The following is a 20,625-nucleotide window of genomic DNA, read 5'->3' as shown; positions in this document are numbered from 1 at the left end:
ATCATGGATACCGATTCGCTCACCATCCTCGACGGGTTCATTCTGTTCGTGCTGTTGGTCGCAGCTGCCCGGGGCGCCTACATCGGCATGATTCGCGAGAGCTTTTCGATTGCCGCAGTCGGCATCAGCTGTATCGCCCTGCGCTTCGGCAACAGCTACGCGGCCAATTGGTTGACCGAGTTCACCGGTGGAGAAATTGGTGCCGGCGCCGCTCCCTTCATTACCGGAGCAGTGATTCTGATCGGAACCGTGGTCCTGGTGGGCTATTTGGGGCGAACCGTCAAACGGGGCGCCGAGGCCGTGGGGCTGGGCTGGGCCGACCGGCTCGGCGGAGGGGCACTGGGCGTTGCAGAGGGTGCGTTGGTCGGAACCTTGCTCGTGCTCGGCGCGACCCTGATATTCGGCGAGGAGCATGCTTCGATCAAGGGATCGCGCAGCGTCGAGGCGGTGGAACAACTCCAAGAATACGTCGCCAACGAGTATCCGGAACAATTCAAGGCACTCCCCAGTGTCGCCGCACCCTTCAAGCGCTAGTAGTTGCTGCTGCAGGGTGGGATACGCCGTATAGTGTCGGATCTAGCTGGGGTCGACCCAGCGACCGGAGTCCTTGATCAGTTCGACCAGTCGCCCGGGTGCCTGATCTTCGCGCACGCTTCGTGCGAATACCTCATGGCCGACGTAGAGCGTCACGAGACCCGCCCCCGAACCCACGTAGCCGAAGTCGGCGTCCGCCATCTCGCCGGGGCCATTCACGATACAACCCATGATGGCGATCTTGACTCCCTTTAGATGTTCGGTGAGGGACTTGATGCGCGCGGTTACGAGTTCGAGGTCGAACAGCGTACGACCGCAGGACGGACACGAGATGAACTCCGTGCGAGTCGCGCGCAGACGCGCGCCCTGCAGAACGCGATACGCGAGATCGACCGCACGTCCCGAATCGTCGTTCCCTCCGAGCGTCACCATGTCGCCAATACCGTCGCAGAGTGGGGCCCCGAGATCGATTGCGACGTCGACGATGGCTCGCTCAGAATCGGATCGATCGCAAGAATCGCCAGCGGCGTAATGACGCAAGACGATCGGGACATTTGAGGCACCCCGCTCGCCCAGGCGTTGCACGATCCGCCTCGCCCCGTGATTGGCGCGGGGAACCGAACACGAAAAAAGCAGTCGTGTCTGACCGGCCGATCGACTTGCATCGAGTGCTCGATCGACGAGTGCGGACAACCCGGCGAGATCCCCTGCGAGACACCACTCGAGTGCAATGCCAGCACGCTGGGAAAACCGAGCACTGACTTCGCACGCCCGAAGCGAAGTTTCGCCATCAATCCGAATCACGAGACGAGAGACTCGCTCGGACAGATCGAGGCTCAAGCTGTCGACGTCGGTTGCGTCGGACGCGGGGGCGGCAAACGCAAGGGGTTGATCGAGCCCGCATTTCGAGAGCGTGCGTCGCAAGCTGTCGATCGCCTGGAGATCGGCGAGATCAGCCAGATTCGAAAGCGCAAGCTGGATCGACTCGCAAGCGACATCTCGCTGACCGGCGAGGCTCTTGGCATGAGCCTCGGACCATGCGTCGAGATTGCGCTGGGGTACCGGACCCAGATCGAGTTCGACCCGTACCGGCTCTTTTCCGCCGAGCGCCAGTCCGGCTAGCTCGAGGGCGGTGGTTTCCCGGCGCTCGTAGCTATAGGGATCTGCCGTGAAGACCTGTTGAAGCTGCGTTCCGGCCGTGCCCTCGTCCGCAGTCCAACGCGCCTGGGCGCGTTCGGCCAGCGCGCGAGCCACCGGAATCTCTCGGATGGGATGCTCGGTGAGCGAGACGCGAATGGTGTCCCCGATGCCATCTTCGAGCAAAGCGCCGATCCCGATCGCACTCTTGATGCGGCCATCCTCGCTATCCCCTGCTTCGGTCACCCCAATATGGAAAGGATAAGTCCCCCCCGGCGGCGACGGACGTGCGTTCAGCCTCTGGGCCAGCAGTCGATAGGCCTGGACGGCGATCTGGGTGTTCGAGGCTTTCATGCTGAAGACGATGTCGTAGAAGTTCTCGGATTCGCAGACATCCAAAAACTCGAGCGCGCTCTCCACCATGCCACGCGGGGTATCGCCAAAGCGGTTCATCACACGGTCACTGAGAGATCCATGGTTGGTCCCGATGCGCATCGATACCCCCACCTCACGACAGCGCAGGACCAGCGGTCGAAAGCGATCCGCAACTTTTTCGATCTCGACCGCGTATTCGCTGTCGCTGAACTCGCGAACCTCGAATTTCTTGCGGTCGACGTAGTTGCCCGGGTTGATGCGAATCTTTTCTACGTGATCGACGCAGAGCATGGCGGCGTTGGGTGTGAAGTGGATGTCTGCCACCAGGGGCACTGTGATCCTACGCTTCGCCAACTCTCGGCGAATCTCGGGCAGAACCTCCGCGTCTCGCACCGAGGGCACCGTGAGTCGAACGATCTCGCAATCGACCTCGGCCAGGGATTCGATCTGGTCGACGGTTGCGCGCACGTCACGCGTATCGGTGTTGGTCATCGATTGAATGCGCAAGGGATTGGCCCCGCCGATCCCGACGTCGCCCACCTTGACTTCCCGGGTCGCGCGTCGCAGCCCGGTGAAGAGATCCCTCGCGTAGAAAGTTCTCATGGCGATCAACTAGCACCGACGAGTTCGTAGAACTTCGCGATCGCGGCGTCGATCTTTGACGCGTCCATGCCGCCGGCCTGGGCGAAGTCTGGACGCCCACCGCCGCCGCCGCCGACAACCCCCGCCACCTCGCGGATCAAATCGCCGGCCTTGAAGTTCTGGAGTTGATCTTTTGTGACGCCGATCGCCACCAGGACCTTGCCGTTATTTTCCGCCAACAGACAAACGACACTGCTGCCCAGTTTGTTTCGCAGGTCGTCGATCATGCCGCGCATCCCCTTGGCGTCGGCGCCTTCGACGCAACCCGCCACGGCCTTGCCCGCTTTGATCTCTCGGGCGGAGCCCGCCAGGTCAAGAGCAACGCTCCCAAGCTTCGACGCATCGAGTGCTTCGCGCTCGCGTCGAGCAGCTTTGCGTTCTTCGAGCAGGCGCGAGACCCGCTCGGTCACATCGACAGTCGAGACCTTGAGCAGGGCGGCCGTTTCGCGCAGCGCCCGTTCCTGCACGCGAATATGCTGCAGGGCGGCCTTGCCGCTCAGGGCTTCAATGCGTCGAATGCCCGCGGAAATACCCGATTCACTCACGATCTTGAGCAAACCGATGTCGCCCGTTGCCCCGGCGTGGGTGCCACCGCAGAGTTCAGTCGAACAATCGCCAAATGAAACGACGCGCACCTCGTCGCCGTACTTTTCCTCGAACAGCGCGATCGCTCCCTGCTTGACGGCGTCGTTGTACGAGAGCAGGCGGGTCGTCCCGGGGTGGTTCTCTTCGATCCACTGATTGGCGAGGTCTTCAATCTCCTCGAGTTCTGCGACCGTCACACCCTGATCGTGGGTAAAGTCGAAACGCAGTCGTTCCCCGTTGACCAGCGAACCCTTCTGCATGGCTTGCGGTCCGAGCACCTGCCGCAGTGCCGCGTGAAGCAAATGCGTCGCTGAATGATTGCGTACGATCGCCTGTCGGTTCGCAGCGTCGACCACAAGCTGCGCAATCTCACCCTGATGAATCTCTCCGGTGGAGACAAGTCCATGGTGCACGATCAAACCGTCGATGGGCCTTTGCGTGTCCCGCACTTCGATCTCACCGCGAGGTCCCGTGATGAGCCCGCGGTCGCCCACCTGGCCACCGCTCTCCGCGTAGAAGGGACTTTCCCCAAAAACCAGTTCCACCTCGTCGCCGGCCCTGGCCACCTCCACCGGTTCGCCGTCGCGCAAGATCGCGCGCAAGCTCGATTCGCCGGTCAGTCCTTCGTAGCCGCTGAAATCGCTGGTCACTTCCGAAACGATGCGGCCGTAGACTTCGGCGACCGTCGTATCGCCGGTTCCCTTCCAGGCCGCGCGCGCTCGCGTGCGTTGGGCTTCCATCTCCCGGTCGAAACCAGCACGATCGAGGGTCATGTTCCGACCGGCGAGGATGTCGGCGGTCAGATCGACCGGAAAGCCATAGGTGTCGTAGAGCTTGAAAAGCATTTCGCCGGGAAGCGTCTTCTGCCCCTTCGCATCGAGTTCTTTGATTTCGCCCTCGAGCAGGTTGAGGCCCTTTGAAAGGGTCTCGAGAAAACGCTCCTCTTCCCGTTTGATACGGGCACAGATGAACGCGCGCCGTTCGATCAGTTCGGGGAAGGCCCCGGACATTTCGTCGATCACCTTGTCCGCCACCTGATGGATGAAGGGCTGCTCGGTCCCGAGCAAGACGCCGTGGCGCGACGCCCGGCGCAAAATGCGGCGCAGCACATAACCCCGTCCCTCGTTGGAGGGCAGGACTCCGTCGCCGATCAAGAAGGTCAGTGCGCGGGCGTGGTCGGCCACCACCTTGAGCGACACATCCTTTTCGGAATCCTCGCCGAGCGCTACTCCGGTCAGCTCTTGTCCTCGTTCGATCAAGGGCACGAACAAGTCGGTCTCGTAGTTGGAGTCGACTTGCTGCAGCACCTGAGCCCAGCGTTCGAGACCACCGCCGGTATCGACCGATGGCTTGGGAAGCGGGGTCATCTCGCCGCTGGCGCTGCGGTTGTACTGCATGAAGACCAGATTCCAGATCTCGAGCCAGCGCCCACAATCGCAAGAGGGATCACACACCGCGGATGTGCAGTGTCCGGTTTCTCCGAAATCGACGTGGATTTCGCTGCAGGGACCGCATGGTCCCGTCTCGCCCATCGCCCAGAAATTTTCGTCCTCGCCAAGTCGGTAGATCTTGGCTTCGGGAAGGCCAATACCGTCGCGCCATATGCCATACGCTTCGTCGTCTTCGGTGAATACCGAGACTGCGAGACTCGCAGGGGACAGCTTGAGCCGATCGGTCAACAGTTCCCAGGCGAACTCGATCGCTTCCTGCTTGAAGTAGTCGCCAAAGGAAAAATTTCCGAGCATCTCGAAGAAAGTGTGGTGCCGGGGCGTGCGGCCAACGTTCTCGAGGTCGTTGTGTTTGCCCGAGACTCGCATGCATTTTTGCGAGCTGGTGGCCCGGGAATAGCTGCGCGTTTCTTCGCCGAGAAACAGTCGCTTGAAGGGGACCATGCCCGCGTTGACGAACATCAGCGTCGGGTCGTCCTGGGGAACCAGCGAAGCACTCGGCTGACGCGAATGTCCCTTGTTCTCGTAAAAATCGAGAAACAGCTCGCGGATGTCTTTGGCTGCCGGTCCCATGCTCCACCTTTCCTGCCCGAGGGCGGTGCAATATAGCGGAATGGGCGTGGGGGGCGAAGGCTGGGGCGCAAAGGGCGCCGACGCGAAGGGGAAGACCGCGCAGTGCTGAGGTGCGAACTGGGGCTATTGGCTTTGGGGCTCGAGGCAGATGGAGCTAGAAACGATCGATGCTGAAGCCGTCGTCGTCCACCAGGGCATCGTCGATATTGTCGGCCTCGGGCTTATCTTTTTCGTCGTCGCCCTCACCGTCGAACTCGTTCCACTGAGAGTCCGAAGTCGAGGCGATGCCGCGGAACCGCAAGGCAAAGTCGTCCGGGTTCGACACGTTCTTCAGCGCTTCGTCGTAGGTCACGAGACCGTCTTTCACCAACTGCATCAGTGACTGATCGAAGGTCTGCATGCCGTAGGTGGTGAAACCCTTGGCGATCACCTCGGGAATTTCCTTGGTGCGGTCCTTGTCGCCGATGCACTCGCGGACGAACGCAGTCGAAACCAACACTTCCAGCGCGGGAACGCGGCCGTTGCCATCAGCCCGGGGAACCAGTCGCTGTGAGATCACCGCCTTCAAAATGGTCGCCAACTGCAATCGAACCTGCTTCTGCTGGTAGGGCGGAAATACCGAGATGATACGGTTGATCGTCTCGGTCGCGTCGAGGGTATGCAAGGTGCTCATCACGAGGTGACCGGTTTCAGCTGCAGTGAGGGCCGTTTCGATCGTCTCGAAGTCGCGCATCTCGCCGACCAGAATGACGTCGGGGTCCTGACGCAAGGCCGCCCGCAGGGCGTTGGAAAAACTGTGGGTGTCGACGCCGATCTCGCGCTGGTTCACGATCGAGCGGCGATCGCGAATCAAAAATTCGATCGGGTCTTCGATCGTCATGATGTGAGAAGTACGCTCGGTATTGATCTGTTCGATCATCGCCGCCAACGTGGTCGACTTGCCCGAACCCGTAGTCCCGGTCACGAGAACAAGTCCCCGCTGCTCGCGAGCAATCTTCTGGATGATCGGAGGAAGATGGAGTTGCTCCGCGGTCTTCACTCCAAAGGGGATGACCCGGAAGACAACGCCAATGGTGCCGCGCTGCTGAAAAATGTTGACGCGAAAGCGCCCGAGTCCCGCAATCCCGTAGGCGAGATCCGCTTCGCGTTGCTCTTCGAAATTCGCCCTCTGCTTTTCGTTCATGATCGAGAACGCGATTTTCTGCAGATCGTCGGGCATCATGCGCTCGCCGTTCTTGAGCGGCACCAGCGCACCGTCGACTCGGAACATAGGGGGCAATCCGGCCTTCAGATGAATGTCCGAGGCTCCGCCCTTGATCGCGACCTTCAGGATGTCGTTGAGATCCATACCCATGAACTGTGGGAGCCCCTTCGCCGATGTCGTGATGCTGGTTCGCATTTCACAACCAGTCTGTGGGTGTTTCGACAGGAAGGGAGAGCAGCTTGAGCCGAGCGGCACGCAACTCGCCGAGAGGCGAGCGTTCGGGCGTCAAATTCGCGTGCGCAAGGAATACGCAATGTGATTGCAATTAGAGCGGAATTCGACAGTCCTTCAAAGAACTCTACGCTTCCGGGACCGACGAGAAGATGCCGGTCCCGGGAGCGTGGTGGATCGTTGCTCTCAGACGTCTTCGGTTTCGGGCTCGGAGGCATCCGCAGCAATCGCGCCGTGTCCCCCTACCGGGACGGGAAGCTTGAGTCCCTTGGCCGCGTACACGACCTCCGCCAGGCGTCCACAAGTCTCTGGATTTTCCTTGAGGAAGCGACGGGCATTCTCCCGCCCCTGGCCGATTCGCTCGCCGTCGTACGAGTACCAGGAGCCGCTTTTCTCGACCAGGCCTTCCTCGACACCGAGGTCCAGCAGGTCTCCCTCGCGAGAAATCCCTTCGTTGTAAAGGATGTCGAACTCCGCCTGGCGAAACGGAGGTGCGACCTTGTTCTTCACCACCTTGACCCGAGTACGATTGCCCACCACCTCGTCGCCGTCCTTGAGTGCGGCGATCCGGCGTACATCGATGCGAATCGACGCATAGAACTTCAGCGCGTTGCCTCCGGTGGTCGTCTCCGGGTTGCCAAACATCACCCCAATCTTCATGCGAATCTGATTGATGAACATGATCGTGGCGCCAGACTTGGCGACGGTGGCCGTGAGCTTGCGCAACGCCTGGCTCATCAGCCGAGCTTGCAGGCCCACGTGATGGTCCCCCATCTCTCCCTCGATCTCGGCCCGGGGCACCAGCGCTGCCACCGAATCGATCACCACGATATCGATCGCACCGGAGCGCAGCAGGACGTCGGCAATCTCGAGGGCCTGTTCACCGGTATCGGGCTGTGAGACCAGCAGGTCTTCGACCTTGACGCCGAGGCGTCTGGCGTAGTTCACGTCCAGCGCGTGCTCGGCGTCGATGAAGGCCGCGACTCCGCCAGTCTTCTGCACTTCTGCAATGGCGTGCAGGGTCAGCGTCGTCTTGCCACTCGACTCCGGTCCGTAGATCTCGACCACTCGACCGCGAGGATAGCCGCCGATCCCCAGAGCGATGTCGATGCTCGGCGAGCCGCTCGAAAAGTAGGGAATCTCGTAATCGATCTTGTCTCCGGACATCGCAACGATCGCGCCCTTGCCAAATTGCTTTTCGATCGAGGCGATCGCCATCTCGAGCGCCTTCGCCCGCTGTTCTCCGTTGCCCTCTCGACTGATCCGCTGTACCGGTGCTCGCTCTAGCTTCTGTGACTTTTTTGCCATGATTCAATTCCTTTCTTTTTCTTGATTCCCATTCCTTGCCTTTGGACCGTTCCCCATAAACGAGTGCCCGACAAAAAGTGAGTTGAGGGGTGATGCGTTAAACAGATCGCATCCCAGACCACACCCGTGGAATGGAAGAGCGAGCCCGTGAAATCTTCTTTCGTATTCGACGGTTCTGACCCGCGCAGCCGTTCTTTTCCAACTCGAGTTTGTTGACGTCACTGCGATGCCCCCGAAGACCCGGCCGGTGGCGCTGCGCCGTCGCGGCGACGCAGCAGCGAGGGACTCACGAGTTCGATGCCCATCAGCGAGCGCCTCACCCAGTCGAGAGCAACCTGGGCGGTCAGGGTGCGATGCCGCACGCGATCGAGGGGAAAGATGAAACTGTCTGCGTGGGTCTCCGCACCGCTTCGAGCCACCGCCACGCAAACCAGACCGACCGGTTTTTCGTCCGTGCCGCCGTCGGGTCCAGAGATGCCGGTGGTCGAGACTCCAAAGTCTGTGCCGAAGCGCTTGCGCACACCCTCGGCCATGGCGACTGCGACTGGCTGCGAGACGGCACCGTGGCTGGCGAGCAACTCTTCGGGTACGCCTAGCTGCGCCACCTTGACTTCATTCGCATAGGCGATGACGCCCCCGGCGAAGTAGCGCGAAGCGCCCGGAACCTGGGTGATCTGCTCGGCCAACAACCCGCCGGTGCAGGATTCCGCAGTGGCGATCGTGGCTCCGGCTTCCACCAACAGCCGGCCCACCACCGCAGCGAGGGTTTCATCCCCTTCGCCGTAGACGACAGCGCCGAGGGTGTCGCGAATTTCGCGGCACACGCTTTCAAGCTTGGCCTCGGCCTCGGCCGCAGTTGCCGACCGGACCACCGGGCGCAAATAGTTGTCGGGAAACGAGGTGCGAAAGCCGAGCTCGACCTCAGCATCCCGGGCGATGTCCTTGAGTTCGGCATCGAGGGTCGACTCGCCGAGGCCGAAGGTGCGGAGCAACTTCACTCGCATCGCGCGCCCGCTGCTACCCTCATGATTATCGGCGACCCGTGCCACCACCCGGGGCAACACCTGCTGGTCGAGCATCAGCGCGAGTTCCCGCGGCACCCCCGGCATGGCAAAGATCAGGGTTTCTTCGGCTTCGACCGCTTCTGCGCCCTTCCCTGTCCCCGCGATCTTCATCATGAAGCCGGGCGCCGTACCGACCGGATTGGACAACACTTCGGCCCGGGCGGGAAAGTAAGCCTGCTTGGCATTGTTCTCGCTCATTTCGCGACCGAGCTGGCCGAAGAACTTGCGGATCGTTTCGAGGGAGGCTTCGTCGAGCAGCAGTTCGCAACCAAATGTCTCGGCCAGCACCGCCGTCGTGAGATCGTCTCGGGTCGGCCCGAGACCCCCCGAAACCAACACGATGTCCGCCCGGGCAACGGCGCGTCGAAACGCGTCGGCCATTTCTTCGGGATGGTCGAGAACTGAGGTTTGAAAGCGGGTCTCGACTTCGACATCCCGCAGGCGCTCGGACATCAAGGCCTTGTTCGAGTCGACGATTTCGCCGCGCAGGATTTCGTCGCCGATGGTAATGATCTCGGCGCACAGAATGTTGCTGCGGCTGCTCATCTTTTTACCGGCCACCGTTCACCATCCATCGTTTACCATCCACCCTTCACCATCCACCCCTCACCCACCATCCACCCCTCACCTTCTCACTACCATCAACCATCAAGCTTTACCCAACCAGCCAAACCACAAGACGCCGGCGGTCGGGAGTGCGAGGCCGACGGCCCCGAAGACACCCGCGACACAATCGTCTGCCATTACGCCCGCCCCGCCAGAGATGTTTCGCTCCACCCAGCGAATCACCCCCGGCTTGTAGATATCTAACACCCGAAATGTGACGAATCCGGTCACGACGAGCAGAATAAAAGAAACTCTTTCGATCCGACCGCCACCCCCTTCAACGACTGTAAAAAGGTCAACCACAGGCAACAGCGCCACGAGGGGAGCCAATGCGATGAGTTGGCCGACCAACTCGTCGATCACAATGCGTCCGTCATCGGTGGAGTCGAAAATTTCCTCGGCCCGGCCAGCCGACCACACGCCGAGCACCGAAAGCACGACTACCCCCGCGAAGTAGACAGCCAGCCCCTCCCGGGCGAGCGGAAAAAAGAGCAGGACACCGACCATGGACCCAAAGGTGCCGGGAGCGAGCGGGATGAACCCGACCCCCGCCCCGGTTGCGGCAGCCAAGACCACAACTCTCAGCAGAGGATTCGGCAGAGGTGTTTTCGCCACACTTTCACGAGGTCGATCGCGCAATTTCATCAGCGGCTCGAGTTCGTTTGCGGCTTACACCTTACAGCTGAGATCCAGCCAGATTGCGCGATGTCGGGTCAGGGGGGCGACGCAAAGCAGGTTAGCCCTCGGCTCGAGTCAGAGTCAATCCAAAAAGCGAAAGAAAAGCAAAAATCTATTGAACCCAAGGAGGCTCCGTTGAACACTGGATCTCCTGCGCGTCAAGGGGCTGCCGGAGACGGTCGATGAGCTGGCTGTGCAGCCGCTCTCCGTCGATTCTCAGCATCTATCGAGGTCCCGTCATGGCTAAAATTCGCGTTTTCGAGCCGGACGCCGGCCCCCGCGCCGGGCCGAATCTCGCGGCCCTGGTTCTCGAATTGAATCGACTGCTGCGGGCCATTTCCATCTACGGCCCCCGGCATCCAAGCCGCGAAAATCTGCTCCAGCGCACATTCCTCCTGTGGAAACTCGAACTCGAGTGCACCGGCGCGATCGAGTTCCGGCGGAACGGTGGAGAGATCTGCCACGACGAGCTCGGCGCCATCGACTCCAGCCATCTGGCTGAACTCATCCGGGCCATGGAAATCCATCAGCTGGATCGCGTTCGGGTGACCGACGAATTCGATCAGGATGGTTTCACCCGGTTTGCGATCCTGCTCGCAATTCCGACGGCCAACCTGGATCAGATGTGCGAAGGAGGGTTCGCGGGCCGGCTCTACTCGAGTTCGGGACCCGGAATCGAAGTCAATGGACGCTCTCGCGAACAGGCCGATCCGGTCGCGATCGAGGCCGCAACAGAACCCCCCGCGCCACCAGCGCGATTGACCTTCCCCAGCCTCGAAGAAGACCCCTTCGGAGCCCCGGCGATGGCCATGCAGGGCGAGCACTTGAGACGCTGCCTGCGAGAGCTCGACCGATGCGACGACGACCTGCTCTACCAGGGGCTGATCGACAAGATTCTCGGCTGGACCCGGGAACTCGGGGATGCGGGCCAGCGCGCCGAAGTCTATCGCGCGCTGCTGATCCTGACCGAGCACGCAAGCGCGAATTCCGACGGCGATGAACCCCGAACACGCATGGCGCGATCTGCCATGGAATCGCTGATCGACGGTCCGCAAATCGAGTTTCTGATTGCACGAGCTTGCGACTGTGAAGCGGGAGGGGTCCGCCCGACCCAGATCCTGCTCCAGCTCGGCGAACGCTCTACGCCGGCCCTGCTCGACGCGCTCGAACGCGAGACCGACCGAGCGCGTTCGACGCGACTGGCTAGCACGGTGTTGGCGCTCGGCGAGTGCGCGGTGCCCGCGTTGATCGGGGCGATCGCCAAGCGCACGGGCAGTCGCCTGCAGCTGGTGGTTCGCCTCGCGGGTGAACTCCAGAGCCCGAAGATGGTGCCCATTCTCGCCAACGTCTTTCACGACAGTGGACCCGCGCTGCGCAAAGAAGCCGGAATGGCCCTCGTCAACATCGGTAACAACGAGGCGTGCGATGTCCTCGTGAGAGGCCTCGAGAGGGACACCGAAGAACTCTCGAGCGCCGCAGCCCTCTGTCTTGGCGTGCTGCGGGCCGAACACACGAGCGAGGCGTTGCTTTCCGCGCTCGACCGGGCCCGCAAACAACGACGCTACCGGTTGGCGGGGGTGATCGTTCGCGCGCTCGGCCAACTCGGCAGTCCGCAAGAGAAAATCAGCCGCGTCCTGGCGAACATTCTCGCATCACCGCTGTCCGAAGACAAAAGCGACGGTGGCAACGGCCAGGGCGGACGCGAGCTCAAGTGCGCGACCCTCGAGGTGCTGGACGGTCGCCACGGCAGCGAAGTCCGGGCCATGCTCATCGCGGCACTCCGAGACGACGATCCCGCGGTGAGCAGCAAGGCGCACGAAGTCTTGAACAAACGAGATTGCACGCAAACAAACTGAGAACCGATGCGACTCGCACCCATGAGAAAAACAGGAAAACTCAGGTTCAACCCGAGCGCAACGAAGTCGCTACAGTTGTGCGTTCGATGAGAACCCTCGGCCTTGACATCGGAAGTAAACGGATCGGTCTGGCAATTTCCGACGAAGACGGGATCTTCGCTTTCCCGAGCGGAAAACTCGAGCGCGTCGGGCGCAAACAAGACCTCGAAGCTCTGGTCCGATTGATCGCGGAGCGCGGGATCGACCGCGCGGTGATCGGCGTTCCGCTCCACATGAACGGACGGTCGGGAAAGGGCGCCGAAGCGGCCCGATCCTTCGCTCGAGATTTGGCCGAGACGGCGGGGATCGCGGTGGACACCATCGACGAGCGATTGACCACGATTGAAGCCAAACGCGCGCTCAGCGCCGTGGGTCGCCGCGCCAAGCAACAGAAGGACGTGATCGATTCAGTCGCTGCAGCGATCATCTTGAACACCTACCTCGAACTGCGGCGCAACGATTCCCCGCCCGAGTCGGGCGCGGGTGAGCCAGTGCCTGACCTCGAGGACATCGATTCGTGAACTCCCGCCAACGGCTCGGGATGCTCGCACTCGGGATTGCCCTGGCCTTCGGGCTCGGCCAATTCGCCTACGGGGCTCTACAACCTGTTCAGCCCCAAAGCGACGGAGGCGATGAGGCGATTCAACTCTTCTTGATTGAACAGGGACAGGGGCTCGGACAGGTCGCTCGCGGCCTACAGAAAGCCGGTCTGATCCGGGAAGCCTGGGCGCTCAACCTGCTGGCTCGTTTTCACGGCGACGCGGGCAATCTCCGAGCGGGGGAGTACGAGGTCTCGGCAGGTTGGTCTACCCAGACCATCCTCAATCGCATCACCTCGGGTCGCGTCAAGACCTATGAGATCGTGCTCCCCGAAGGCATCCGGGCTTGGGAAGTTGCCGTCAGGCTCGCGGGAGCAGGCCTGGCGGATCTCGACGACTTTATGGCGACGGTAGGCGATGGAGATTTCGCGAAAGAACTCGGTATCGATCAAGCGAGCCTCGAAGGCTACCTGTACCCCGAGACCTATCGACTTCCGCGTCACCTCACTTCGCGCGAGATCGTTCGGGTGTTCGTCGAACAATTTCACAGAGTCTGGCGAGAAATCGAAACCACCGCCGAAGGGCAATCACTTTCCAAACACGAAATTGTGACACTCGCTTCGATCGTCGAAAAGGAAACCGCGGCGCCGGAAGAGCGCCCCCTGATCGCTGCGGTCTTTCACAATCGCTTGAAGAGGAAGATGCGGCTCGAGACGGATCCCACCGTGATCTTCGGAATCGAAAACTTCGACGGCAACGTCACGAAGAAACATCTGCGTGACGCTTCAAACCCCTACAACACCTATCGCATCGCGGGTCTGCCTCCGGGCCCAATCGCGAGTCCGGGCATCGATGCCCTGCGCGCCGTCCTCGAACCCGCCGAAACCGAGTTTCTCTACTTCGTGTCGCGCAACGACGGGACACACCAGTTTTCTCGCACGTACCGCGAGCACAGAAAGGCGGTGAGAGAATATCAATTGCGCAGGCGATCGCGCTGAGCGCGACCGGATGGTCGGGTGTAGTTCGAGGCTGAGCGCACGCGCGGTTCGACCCGCGCGAGTCCTCGTTACTGGATTACTGGAGCGACACTTCCCGCAGCAGGTCGAGGTTTTCCAGTGCCTTGCCGGCACCGTGGACGACCGCCGTGTAGGGATCCTCACTGCGCAGGATCGGCAGCTTGGTCTCTTGTCGCAATACCTGGTCGAGGTCCCGCAGCAGGGAACCACCGCCCACGAGCATGATGCCGCGATCGACGATATCCGCCGCCAGTTCCGGGGGCGTCTTCTCCAGGGTGAGGTGCACGGTTTCGACGATGGCGTGAATCGGTTCGACCAACGCCTCGCGAATTTCGTCACTGGTGGCGACGATCACCTTGGGAATCCCGGCAATCAGATCTCGTCCCTTGACCTCTTGGGTCAGAGACTTCGAATGAGCGGCCGCCGCGCCAATATTGATCTTGACCTGCTCAGCCGTTTGCTCGCCGATCAACATGTTGTACTTGCGCTTGATGTAGTTGATGATCGCATCGTCCATCTTGTCGCCGCCTACGCGAATTGAACGCGAGGCGACAATGCCCGAAAGCGAGATGACGGCGACGTCTGTGGTGCCCCCGCCGATATCGACCACCATGTTGCCCTGGGGTGCGGTGACGTCGAGCCCCGCGCCGATGGCCGCAGCCATGGGCTCTTCGATCAAGAAGACCTCACGCGCTCCCGCGGACAGTGCAGATTCGCGAACCGCGCGTTTTTCTACGCTCGTAATGCAGGGCGGAACACAGATCACGATGCGCGGTCGCACCAGAGCGCCGCGGTTGTGTGCCCGTCGAATGAAATAGCGAAGCATCGCTTCGGTAATTTCAAAGTCGGCAATGACTCCGTCTTTGATGGGTCGAATCGCTTTGATGGATCCTGGAGTGCGGCCGAGCATCTCCTTCGCTTCATGACCTACCGCGCGAACTTTTTGCTCGCCTCCTCGCCGATCCGTGACAATTGCGACGACGCTGGGCTCCGAGCAAACCAGGCCTTTGCCTCGGCAATATACCAGGGTGTTGGCAGTACCGAGATCAATCGCAAGGTCTTGGGAGAACCATCCGGCGATAGTGTCCAAAAACATGTGGGCCGTCCTTGTGAGAGTACGAGCTGGGGGGCGCAGCTGTAACCATTCTGAAAGGCCTATCGGACATGGACACGCAGGGATTGAGGCAAAACTGCGTCGGACAAGGATCTTTTGAATCCGAACGTGACCGCCCGTCACACAGCCGTCAGATCCGAGAAGATCGATCTTGTTGAGAGCTCTTGAGTGGGTGTTCTAGTCGCTGGAAGCGGGTTCCGGGGCAACAACGCTTTCGCTGCCCGACAAGCCCGCTGGAACCACGTCAGGCTCCACCAGACTACGCAGCGCCCCAACTCTCGACACCAGGGCGCCCACCTCACCCCGCACCTGCTCAAAGCGAATCTGATAGGCCTCTACCGCGGACGCTGCCGCTGTAACTTCGGCTTCGAGCACCACAATTTCACTCTCCAGCAACGCCGCCCTGCGGGATTGCTCGACCAGGGCCAACCCTGTTGCCAACAGCGCAATCGCCAATACGACAACGAGCACACGGCTGTTTTTTCGGGCTTCGGAATTCGTGCTCGATCCGGCCGGTTGTGGGGATTGCGGCTCGGGTGAGATCGATTCGGAAGCATCCCCGGATTCGGGTGCGTTCAGTTCTGCTGGTACGGAGTCGGGTACGAGCACGGGTCGGACCATGTGGGTCGCCACTCCTGTCGGGCGCTAGCCGATGCGTCGATCGGGTCTGTGACGCTAACGCGACTGCGCGGGCTGAAGTTAGCGCGACAGCGCCTCTTCGCGAACACCCCCAGGGTCGGAGATCAAGCCCCGGGAGGTCCCGGCGTGTCAGGACTGGATGACGAGTTTCGAAAGGCTGGTCTTGCGCAGGTTCGTCTTCTGAATGGTGCGCACGAGCTCAGCTACCTTCTCGATGTCGTTTTCGAAGGGGTTGTTGCAGATCACCCTGACGTTGAGCAGGTTGCCCAGCCTGATGTTCGACCAGTCGAGGTCGTACTGGATCGAATGCTCACGGGCCAGTTTGATGAACTCACCTCGCATGCGCGCGCGCGTATCCGGAGGCGGCGTATCCTTGGCCTTCTCGACGTCTTCGTCGGTAAACTCCCGCTCGACGGCACCGGCGCGCTCGAGCAGATAGTACAGGCTCCGCTTGCGCTGGATGTCGTGGTACTGCAGATCCATCATGAAGACCTTCGGATCGTTCCAGGAACATCCCGTTTTGTCGATATAGGCCTCGATCATGCGTCGCTTGATCACCCAGTCGACTTGGCGGTCGAGCTTGCGCGGATCGTCCGCCAGACAATCGAGGACATACTGCCATTTCGTTACGGCGTCTTTGTGCTCGTCGTCGACGGGGTACTGCTCACAGTACTTCTGAGCCATCTCGCAGTATTCGCGCTGGATGTCGATGGGCGAACATTCTCGTCCGTTGTCGAGGCGAAGTTTCCGCTTGCAGGTGACGTCGTAGGTGATGTCCTTGATGGCCTTCACGGGGTTGCGCAGCGTGAAGTCCTTGTTGATGAAGTTGTCTTCGATCATCTGCAAGACGATCGAGCAGGTCGCGACCTTCAAGAAGTTCGTGTACCCGCTCATGTTCGAATCGCCCACGATCACGTGCAGGCGGCGATACTTTTCGCGATCCGCGTGGGGTTCGTCCCGGGTGTTGATGATCGAGCGATCATTGGTCGTGGTGCCCGAAATCTTCTGATAGATGTGCTGCGCACGCTGGCTCACGCAGTAGTGCACACCGTCCTGGGTCTGAAATACCTTGCCGGCCCCGGTGAAGATCTGGCGGGTCACCAGGAACGGGATCAACTGTTCGGCGAGATAGTAGAAATCGACATCTCGATCCACGAGGTAGTTCTCGTGGCAGCCATAGCTGTTGCCGACGAAGTCCGTATTGTTCTTGAAGATCGAGAGCTTGCCCGGGATACGCTCTTCGCGAATCTTTTCTTCGGCGTAGTTCTGGAGGTCTTCGAGGATCCGCTCACCCGCCCGGTCGTACATCGCGACCTGTCTCGGAGAGGAACATTCGGGTGTGGCGTACTCGGGATGGCATCCCGTGTCCTGGTAGAACCTCGCGCCATTTTCCAGGAAGACGTTTAGAAAATGCTCGGTGGTGATCAGCTTCTCGAATAGAAATCGGATCGCCTTTTCCACCGGCAGGGTCTTGCGCCCTTCCGGCGTAAAGATGATTCCGTACTCCGTTTCTATCCCGTAGATTCGCTTCTGCACTCGCTCTCGCTACCGACGACTCATTTCGCCATTGGACGAACTAGGCGGGCCGAATGCTCACCTACTCGCCTAGCATAGTCTGTACTATATCGGCCGACAGGCGAGTAAACTTGCGCCCGGTGCGGGTTCGATCCAAGATACAGACTTCCAGGGTGGTCGCATCGAGGGTGCTGTTGTCGCTGGCCCCACGCGTGAGGGCCTTCAGCCCCAAATTTACGACTTCCCCTTGGGTCATGCCTTCCCGATAGTCGCCTTCCAATACGCTTTGGACATCATCGACGTTACCCCCGATCACACAAAATCCCTTGTGATCGCTGATGAAGCCGTCGAACTTCACGCGGTACAGACAATTGTGTTCATGTCCCACCAGGCTGTCGTCTCCGACTTCGGCCACGATCAGTTCGACTTCGAGCGGTTTCATCTCACGGGTGAATGCCTCGCCGACCGCCTGGGAGTAGGCGTTGGCCAGCGCCTTGCCGCGAACATCCTCCCGGCTGTAGGCGTACCCGCGCGAATCGGCAAAACGCACGCCAATCTTCCGAAGCATGTCGAACTCGCTGAACTTGCCAACGCCCGCGAAGGCGATGCGGTCGTAGATTTCGCCAACCTTCGAAAGGCTGGTCGCATTCTCCGCGATCAGGAGCACACCGGTGTCGTATTCGAGGGCCACGATGGACTTGCCCCGCGCGATCCCCTTGCGGGCAAATTCGGCCTTGTCGGCCATCACCTGTTCAGGTGATACGTAGAATGGCATTGTCATCGGCTGTTTCCTCCGGCGGCAACCGTCCGCTCTTCGACCAGAGCGCGATAGATTCTCTCGATCTCATGATCTTCTACGCGCCGAATGCGCTCCTCGGTCGCCAGGCATATGATGGGAAAGATCCTTCGCTGGAGATCCACGCCCCCGGTCGCGCGGTCTTGATCCGCGGCATCCGTGAGTGCCGTTACCGTGACGGCGATCGCCTCATCGGCGGTCAGGTCCGCGCGCCAACTTTTCCTCAGAGATTCGTTGGCGTACAGCCCGCCGGAGCCCGTGGCCTCGAACTCGGTCTCTTCGTAGCGCCCGCCGGTAATGTCGTACTTCCAGAGGCGTCCGGCGTTGCGTCTCAAGTCGTATCCAGCAAACAACGGAACCACGACCAGGCCCTGCATCGCTGCCGGAAGGTTTTGGCGGATCATCTGGCCGAGCTTGTTCGCCTTGCCCTCGAGTTCCAGGGCCTCACCCTCGATCTTCTCGTAGTGTTCGAGCTCGACCGAGAGAATCTTGCCCATCTCGATGCACGGACCCGCGGCACCTGAAATTGCCATCAGTGAATGTGAGTCGGTCGTAAAGACTTTTTCGACGTCACGTGAAGCAACGCGATGTCCCTCGGTCGCCAATCGGTCGCCAGCAACCAGGACACCGTCCACATACTTGAACGCCAACACGGTCGTCCCATGCGGAATACTGGCTTCCGAAGAACTGTCCCACGGTGAAAAGTCTGGTAGTAGCGCTGGCTGGTCAGCCTGCAGATACTCCCAAAAACTCGACCCTTGATACGTACCTCTGATGAGCACCAATCCCCCCTATCTGGTTTCAGAGTGAGCCAACGCTGGCGGCTATTGCCCTCCGCGCTGGACGTAATTCTTTACGAACTCCTCGGCGTTCTCTTCGAGCACGGCATCGATATCCTCCACCAGAGCATCCATTTCCTCTTTCAGATCCTTGCCCTTCTTGGCGATCTTCTTGCTGCCGCCCTTGGCCTCGGGAGCGTCGCCATCGCCGTCGCCGCCACCGCCGCCCTTCTTCTGCTTCTGCCCACTCTCCGCAGCCATGATGATGGGATGCCGGCTTGCCGTGTTGCCACCGATCTTCGTCATAAATACAGCCATGTTTCCGTTCCTTGCTTGTGGTTCGTTCATCGAAGTTCCAGTACCCGACTACACCAACTATTCCCAACTATTCCCAACTACGCACGAAGCATTCGCACCAAATCCGATGCTTTGTCCGCACTGTCCAGGAGCTCTTCTACGTGGGCGCGCGTTCCCTTTAGCGGCTCGGACATCATGATCCGCTTCACCGGCTGATCCTCGACACCGAACGAGATCGAATCCCAATTCACTCCAAACACTTCAGTAGGGTAGCGCCTCAGGCACTCTCCGCGAAAATATGCCCGGGTATCCTCGGGTGGCTGGTGTACCGCGGCGGCGATTTCTTCATCGGTAACAATGCGCTCGACCCGTCCTTGCCGCTCGAGCATGTGATACAGCCCTTTTTCTGGGCGTGAATCATGATATTGCAGGTCGAGCATTTGGACCTGAGCGTCTCGCCAATCGAGTTTCTTTCGCTCCATGAAACTCTCGATCAGCGCCTTTTTGCTGATCCAGTCGATTTCACGTGTGAGATCCATCGGATCACGTGCCAGAGCTTCTAGCACGTACTGCCACTTTTCGAGCACGTCCATGACGACCGGATCCATCGTGCGACCGGTGGTATATCGCAACGCACTCTCGAGATATTCGGACTGTAGCTGCACGGCAGTCATCTTTTTCCCGTTTGCCATGGCCAGTTCGACCTTGCAGCTCGGATCGTGGGATACCTGCTTGATGGCCCGGACCGGATCTCGCAAGATCAGCCCGTCTGGCACCGCACCGTCTTCGATCATCGAGACCACAAGAGCGGTTACGCCGTTGCGCAGGTAGATCGTGTACTCGTTCATGTTCGAGTCGCCCATGATCACGTGAAGTCTTCGGTATTTCTCACGATCGGCATGGGGCTCATCACGCGTGTTGATGATGGGCCGCTTGACCATGGTGTCCAGGGCGACCTCGACCTCGAAGAAGTCCGCACGTTGTGATATCTGGTAGTCGCAGGGCTGGGATCGGTTCTCGCTGCCTACTTTGCCTGCCCCGGCGTATACCTGTCGCGTCACGAAGAACGGCATCAGATGTTCGACGATCCGCTTGAAAGGCGTCTGTCGGTCCATCAAATAGTTTTCGTGGCAGCCGTAGCTGTTGCCCTTGCGATCGCTGTTGTTTTTGTAGATGAGCATGTTCGCGCCGTCGGGCAACAACGAATTGGCCTCGCGGCGACTCACTTCGATCACTCGCTCGCCGGCCTTTTCGTGGATCACGAGATCCCGGGCATTCGTAACTTCTGGACTCGAATACTCGGGATGGGCGTGATCAACGTAGTAGCGCGCGCCGTTGATCAGGGTCTTGTTGCGGGCGATATTTTCTTGCTGGTTGGGCGTGTACTTTTCGCCGTCGACCTGGAACCCCCGGGCATCAGCGAGTGGGTTTTCCTGGTCGTAGTCCCAGAGAATCTCGCCAGCAGGGTCCTCCCGGTAGGCGTTCACCAGAAGGACACAGCTAGAGATCGGGTCGAAATCGGGGTCATTTTTGACGGTGATCCCGTATTCGATTTCTGTCCCCATGACGGTCTGCGTTGCCATGCTTCATCCACCGATCGAAGGTTTGCAGATGAAGCTCTCTCACCAGCACATCCCTACTACGAGCAAC

At 60.3% G+C, this 20,625-nt stretch carries 17 protein-coding genes; 4 read left to right on the top strand and 13 right to left on the bottom strand.

All coding sequences use genetic code 11. The features are described from left to right. The first annotated feature begins 3 nt into the window (after positions 1–3). Entirely contained in the window at positions 4–534 is a 531-nt protein-coding gene (locus IH881_08530) for a CvpA family protein (GenBank protein MCH7867733.1), read from the top strand. A 42-nt stretch (positions 535–576) separates the two neighbouring features. On the opposite strand, the gene ispG is transcribed toward IH881_08530, so the two are convergent. From ispG to IH881_08500, 6 genes are all read right to left on the bottom strand, one after another. After that, positions 577–2,649 carry a (E)-4-hydroxy-3-methylbut-2-enyl-diphosphate synthase gene (gene ispG / locus IH881_08525; GenBank protein ID MCH7867732.1) on the bottom strand — a complete coding sequence of 691 codons (2,073 nt, stop codon included), beginning with the start codon at positions 2,647–2,649 and terminating at the stop codon, positions 577–579. Between the two features lie 5 nt (positions 2,650–2,654). Then, positions 2,655–5,294 carry an alanine--tRNA ligase gene (alaS, locus tag IH881_08520; GenBank protein ID MCH7867731.1) on the bottom strand — a complete coding sequence of 880 codons (2,640 nt, stop codon included), beginning with the start codon at positions 5,292–5,294 and terminating at the stop codon, positions 2,655–2,657. 154 nt (positions 5,295–5,448) lie between these two features. Continuing rightward, positions 5,449–6,642, bottom strand: a complete 1,194-nt coding sequence (locus IH881_08515) for a type IV pilus twitching motility protein PilT (GenBank protein ID MCH7867730.1) — start codon at positions 6,640–6,642, stop codon at positions 5,449–5,451. Positions 6,643–6,915: 273 nt separating this feature from the next. Then, positions 6,916–8,037, bottom strand: a complete 1,122-nt coding sequence (gene recA / locus IH881_08510) for a recombinase RecA (protein ID MCH7867729.1) — start codon at positions 8,035–8,037, stop codon at positions 6,916–6,918. A 218-nt stretch (positions 8,038–8,255) separates the two neighbouring features. Continuing rightward, entirely contained in the window at positions 8,256–9,662 is a 1,407-nt protein-coding gene (locus tag IH881_08505) for a competence/damage-inducible protein A (protein MCH7867728.1), read from the bottom strand. 87 nt (positions 9,663–9,749) lie between these two features. Beyond that, positions 9,750–10,277 carry a phosphatidylglycerophosphatase A gene (locus tag IH881_08500; protein MCH7867727.1) on the bottom strand — a complete coding sequence of 176 codons (528 nt, stop codon included), beginning with the start codon at positions 10,275–10,277 and terminating at the stop codon, positions 9,750–9,752. Between the two features lie 290 nt (positions 10,278–10,567). On the opposite strand from IH881_08500, the gene IH881_08495 reads away from it, so the two are divergent. The 3 genes from IH881_08495 (at position 10,568) to mltG (ending at position 13,817) form a co-directional block, all read left to right on the top strand. Further along, positions 10,568–12,241, top strand: a complete 1,674-nt coding sequence (locus IH881_08495; protein MCH7867726.1) for a HEAT repeat domain-containing protein — start codon at positions 10,568–10,570, stop codon at positions 12,239–12,241. 77 nt (positions 12,242–12,318) lie between these two features. Then, positions 12,319–12,801: a Holliday junction resolvase RuvX gene (ruvX, locus tag IH881_08490; protein ID MCH7867725.1), complete on the top strand. Its 483-nt coding sequence runs from the start codon at positions 12,319–12,321 to the stop codon at positions 12,799–12,801. Further along, positions 12,798–13,817 (top strand): endolytic transglycosylase MltG, encoded by a 1,020-nt coding sequence (gene mltG / locus IH881_08485; protein MCH7867724.1) that lies wholly within the window; start codon positions 12,798–12,800, stop codon positions 13,815–13,817. Before ruvX ends, mltG begins: the two co-directional genes overlap by 4 nt. A gap of 76 nt (positions 13,818–13,893) precedes the next feature. On the opposite strand, the gene IH881_08480 is transcribed toward mltG, so the two are convergent. From IH881_08480 to IH881_08450, 7 genes are all read right to left on the bottom strand, one after another. Further along, on the bottom strand, positions 13,894–14,931 hold the full coding sequence (locus IH881_08480) for a rod shape-determining protein (protein ID MCH7867723.1): 1,038 nt from the start codon (positions 14,929–14,931) through the stop codon (positions 13,894–13,896). Between the two features lie 195 nt (positions 14,932–15,126). Beyond that, the gene (locus tag IH881_08475; GenBank protein ID MCH7867722.1) at positions 15,127–15,570 is read right to left on the bottom strand and encodes a hypothetical protein; all 444 of its coding nucleotides are present in this window, start codon (positions 15,568–15,570) and stop codon (positions 15,127–15,129) included. 147 nt (positions 15,571–15,717) lie between these two features. After that, entirely contained in the window at positions 15,718–17,124 is a 1,407-nt protein-coding gene (locus IH881_08470; GenBank protein ID MCH7867721.1) for a proteasome accessory factor PafA2 family protein, read from the bottom strand. Between the two features lie 61 nt (positions 17,125–17,185). After that, on the bottom strand, positions 17,186–17,884 hold the full coding sequence (gene prcA, locus IH881_08465; protein MCH7867720.1) for a proteasome subunit alpha: 699 nt from the start codon (positions 17,882–17,884) through the stop codon (positions 17,186–17,188). Continuing rightward, a complete protein-coding gene (gene prcB / locus IH881_08460; GenBank protein MCH7867719.1) occupies positions 17,881–18,684 on the bottom strand; it encodes a proteasome subunit beta in 804 nt (267 codons plus the stop codon). The genes prcA and prcB overlap by 4 nt, the downstream gene beginning before the upstream one ends. Positions 18,685–18,723: 39 nt before the next feature. Further along, entirely contained in the window at positions 18,724–18,939 is a 216-nt protein-coding gene (locus tag IH881_08455) for a ubiquitin-like protein Pup (protein ID MCH7867718.1), read from the bottom strand. Between the two features lie 134 nt (positions 18,940–19,073). Further along, complete coding sequence (locus IH881_08450) at positions 19,074–20,558, bottom strand: proteasome accessory factor PafA2 (protein ID MCH7867717.1); 1,485 nt, start codon at positions 20,556–20,558, stop codon at positions 19,074–19,076. Positions 20,559–20,625 lie beyond the last annotated feature (67 nt).

Source organism: Myxococcales bacterium, assembly GCA_022563535.1.
Taxonomy (GTDB): domain Bacteria; phylum Myxococcota_A; class UBA9160; order UBA9160; family UBA4427; genus DUBZ01.
The sequence above is the reverse complement of the archived record's forward strand: the minus strand, read 5'-3'. Positions and strand labels throughout refer to the sequence as shown.

Coding starts and splice junctions, on each gene's coding strand:
- IH881_08450 (MCH7867717.1), bottom strand. CDS start 20,558: ATGGCAACGCAGACCGTCATGGGGACAGAAATCGAATACGGGATCACC.
- recA (MCH7867729.1), bottom strand. CDS start 8,037: ATGGCAAAAAAGTCACAGAAGCTAGAGCGAGCACCGGTACAGCGGATC.
- IH881_08475 (MCH7867722.1), bottom strand. CDS start 15,570: ATGGTCCGACCCGTGCTCGTACCCGACTCCGTACCAGCAGAACTGAAC.
- prcA (MCH7867720.1), bottom strand. CDS start 17,884: ATGACAATGCCATTCTACGTATCACCTGAACAGGTGATGGCCGACAAG.
- ispG (MCH7867732.1), bottom strand. CDS start 2,649: ATGAGAACTTTCTACGCGAGGGATCTCTTCACCGGGCTGCGACGCGCG.
- IH881_08455 (MCH7867718.1), bottom strand. CDS start 18,939: ATGGCTGCGGAGAGTGGGCAGAAGCAGAAGAAGGGCGGCGGTGGCGGC.
- IH881_08530 (MCH7867733.1), top strand. CDS start 4: ATGGATACCGATTCGCTCACCATCCTCGACGGGTTCATTCTGTTCGTG.
- IH881_08515 (MCH7867730.1), bottom strand. CDS start 6,642: ATGGATCTCAACGACATCCTGAAGGTCGCGATCAAGGGCGGAGCCTCG.
- IH881_08495 (MCH7867726.1), top strand. CDS start 10,568: ATGAGCTGGCTGTGCAGCCGCTCTCCGTCGATTCTCAGCATCTATCGA.
- alaS (MCH7867731.1), bottom strand. CDS start 5,294: ATGGGACCGGCAGCCAAAGACATCCGCGAGCTGTTTCTCGATTTTTAC.
- IH881_08480 (MCH7867723.1), bottom strand. CDS start 14,931: ATGTTTTTGGACACTATCGCCGGATGGTTCTCCCAAGACCTTGCGATT.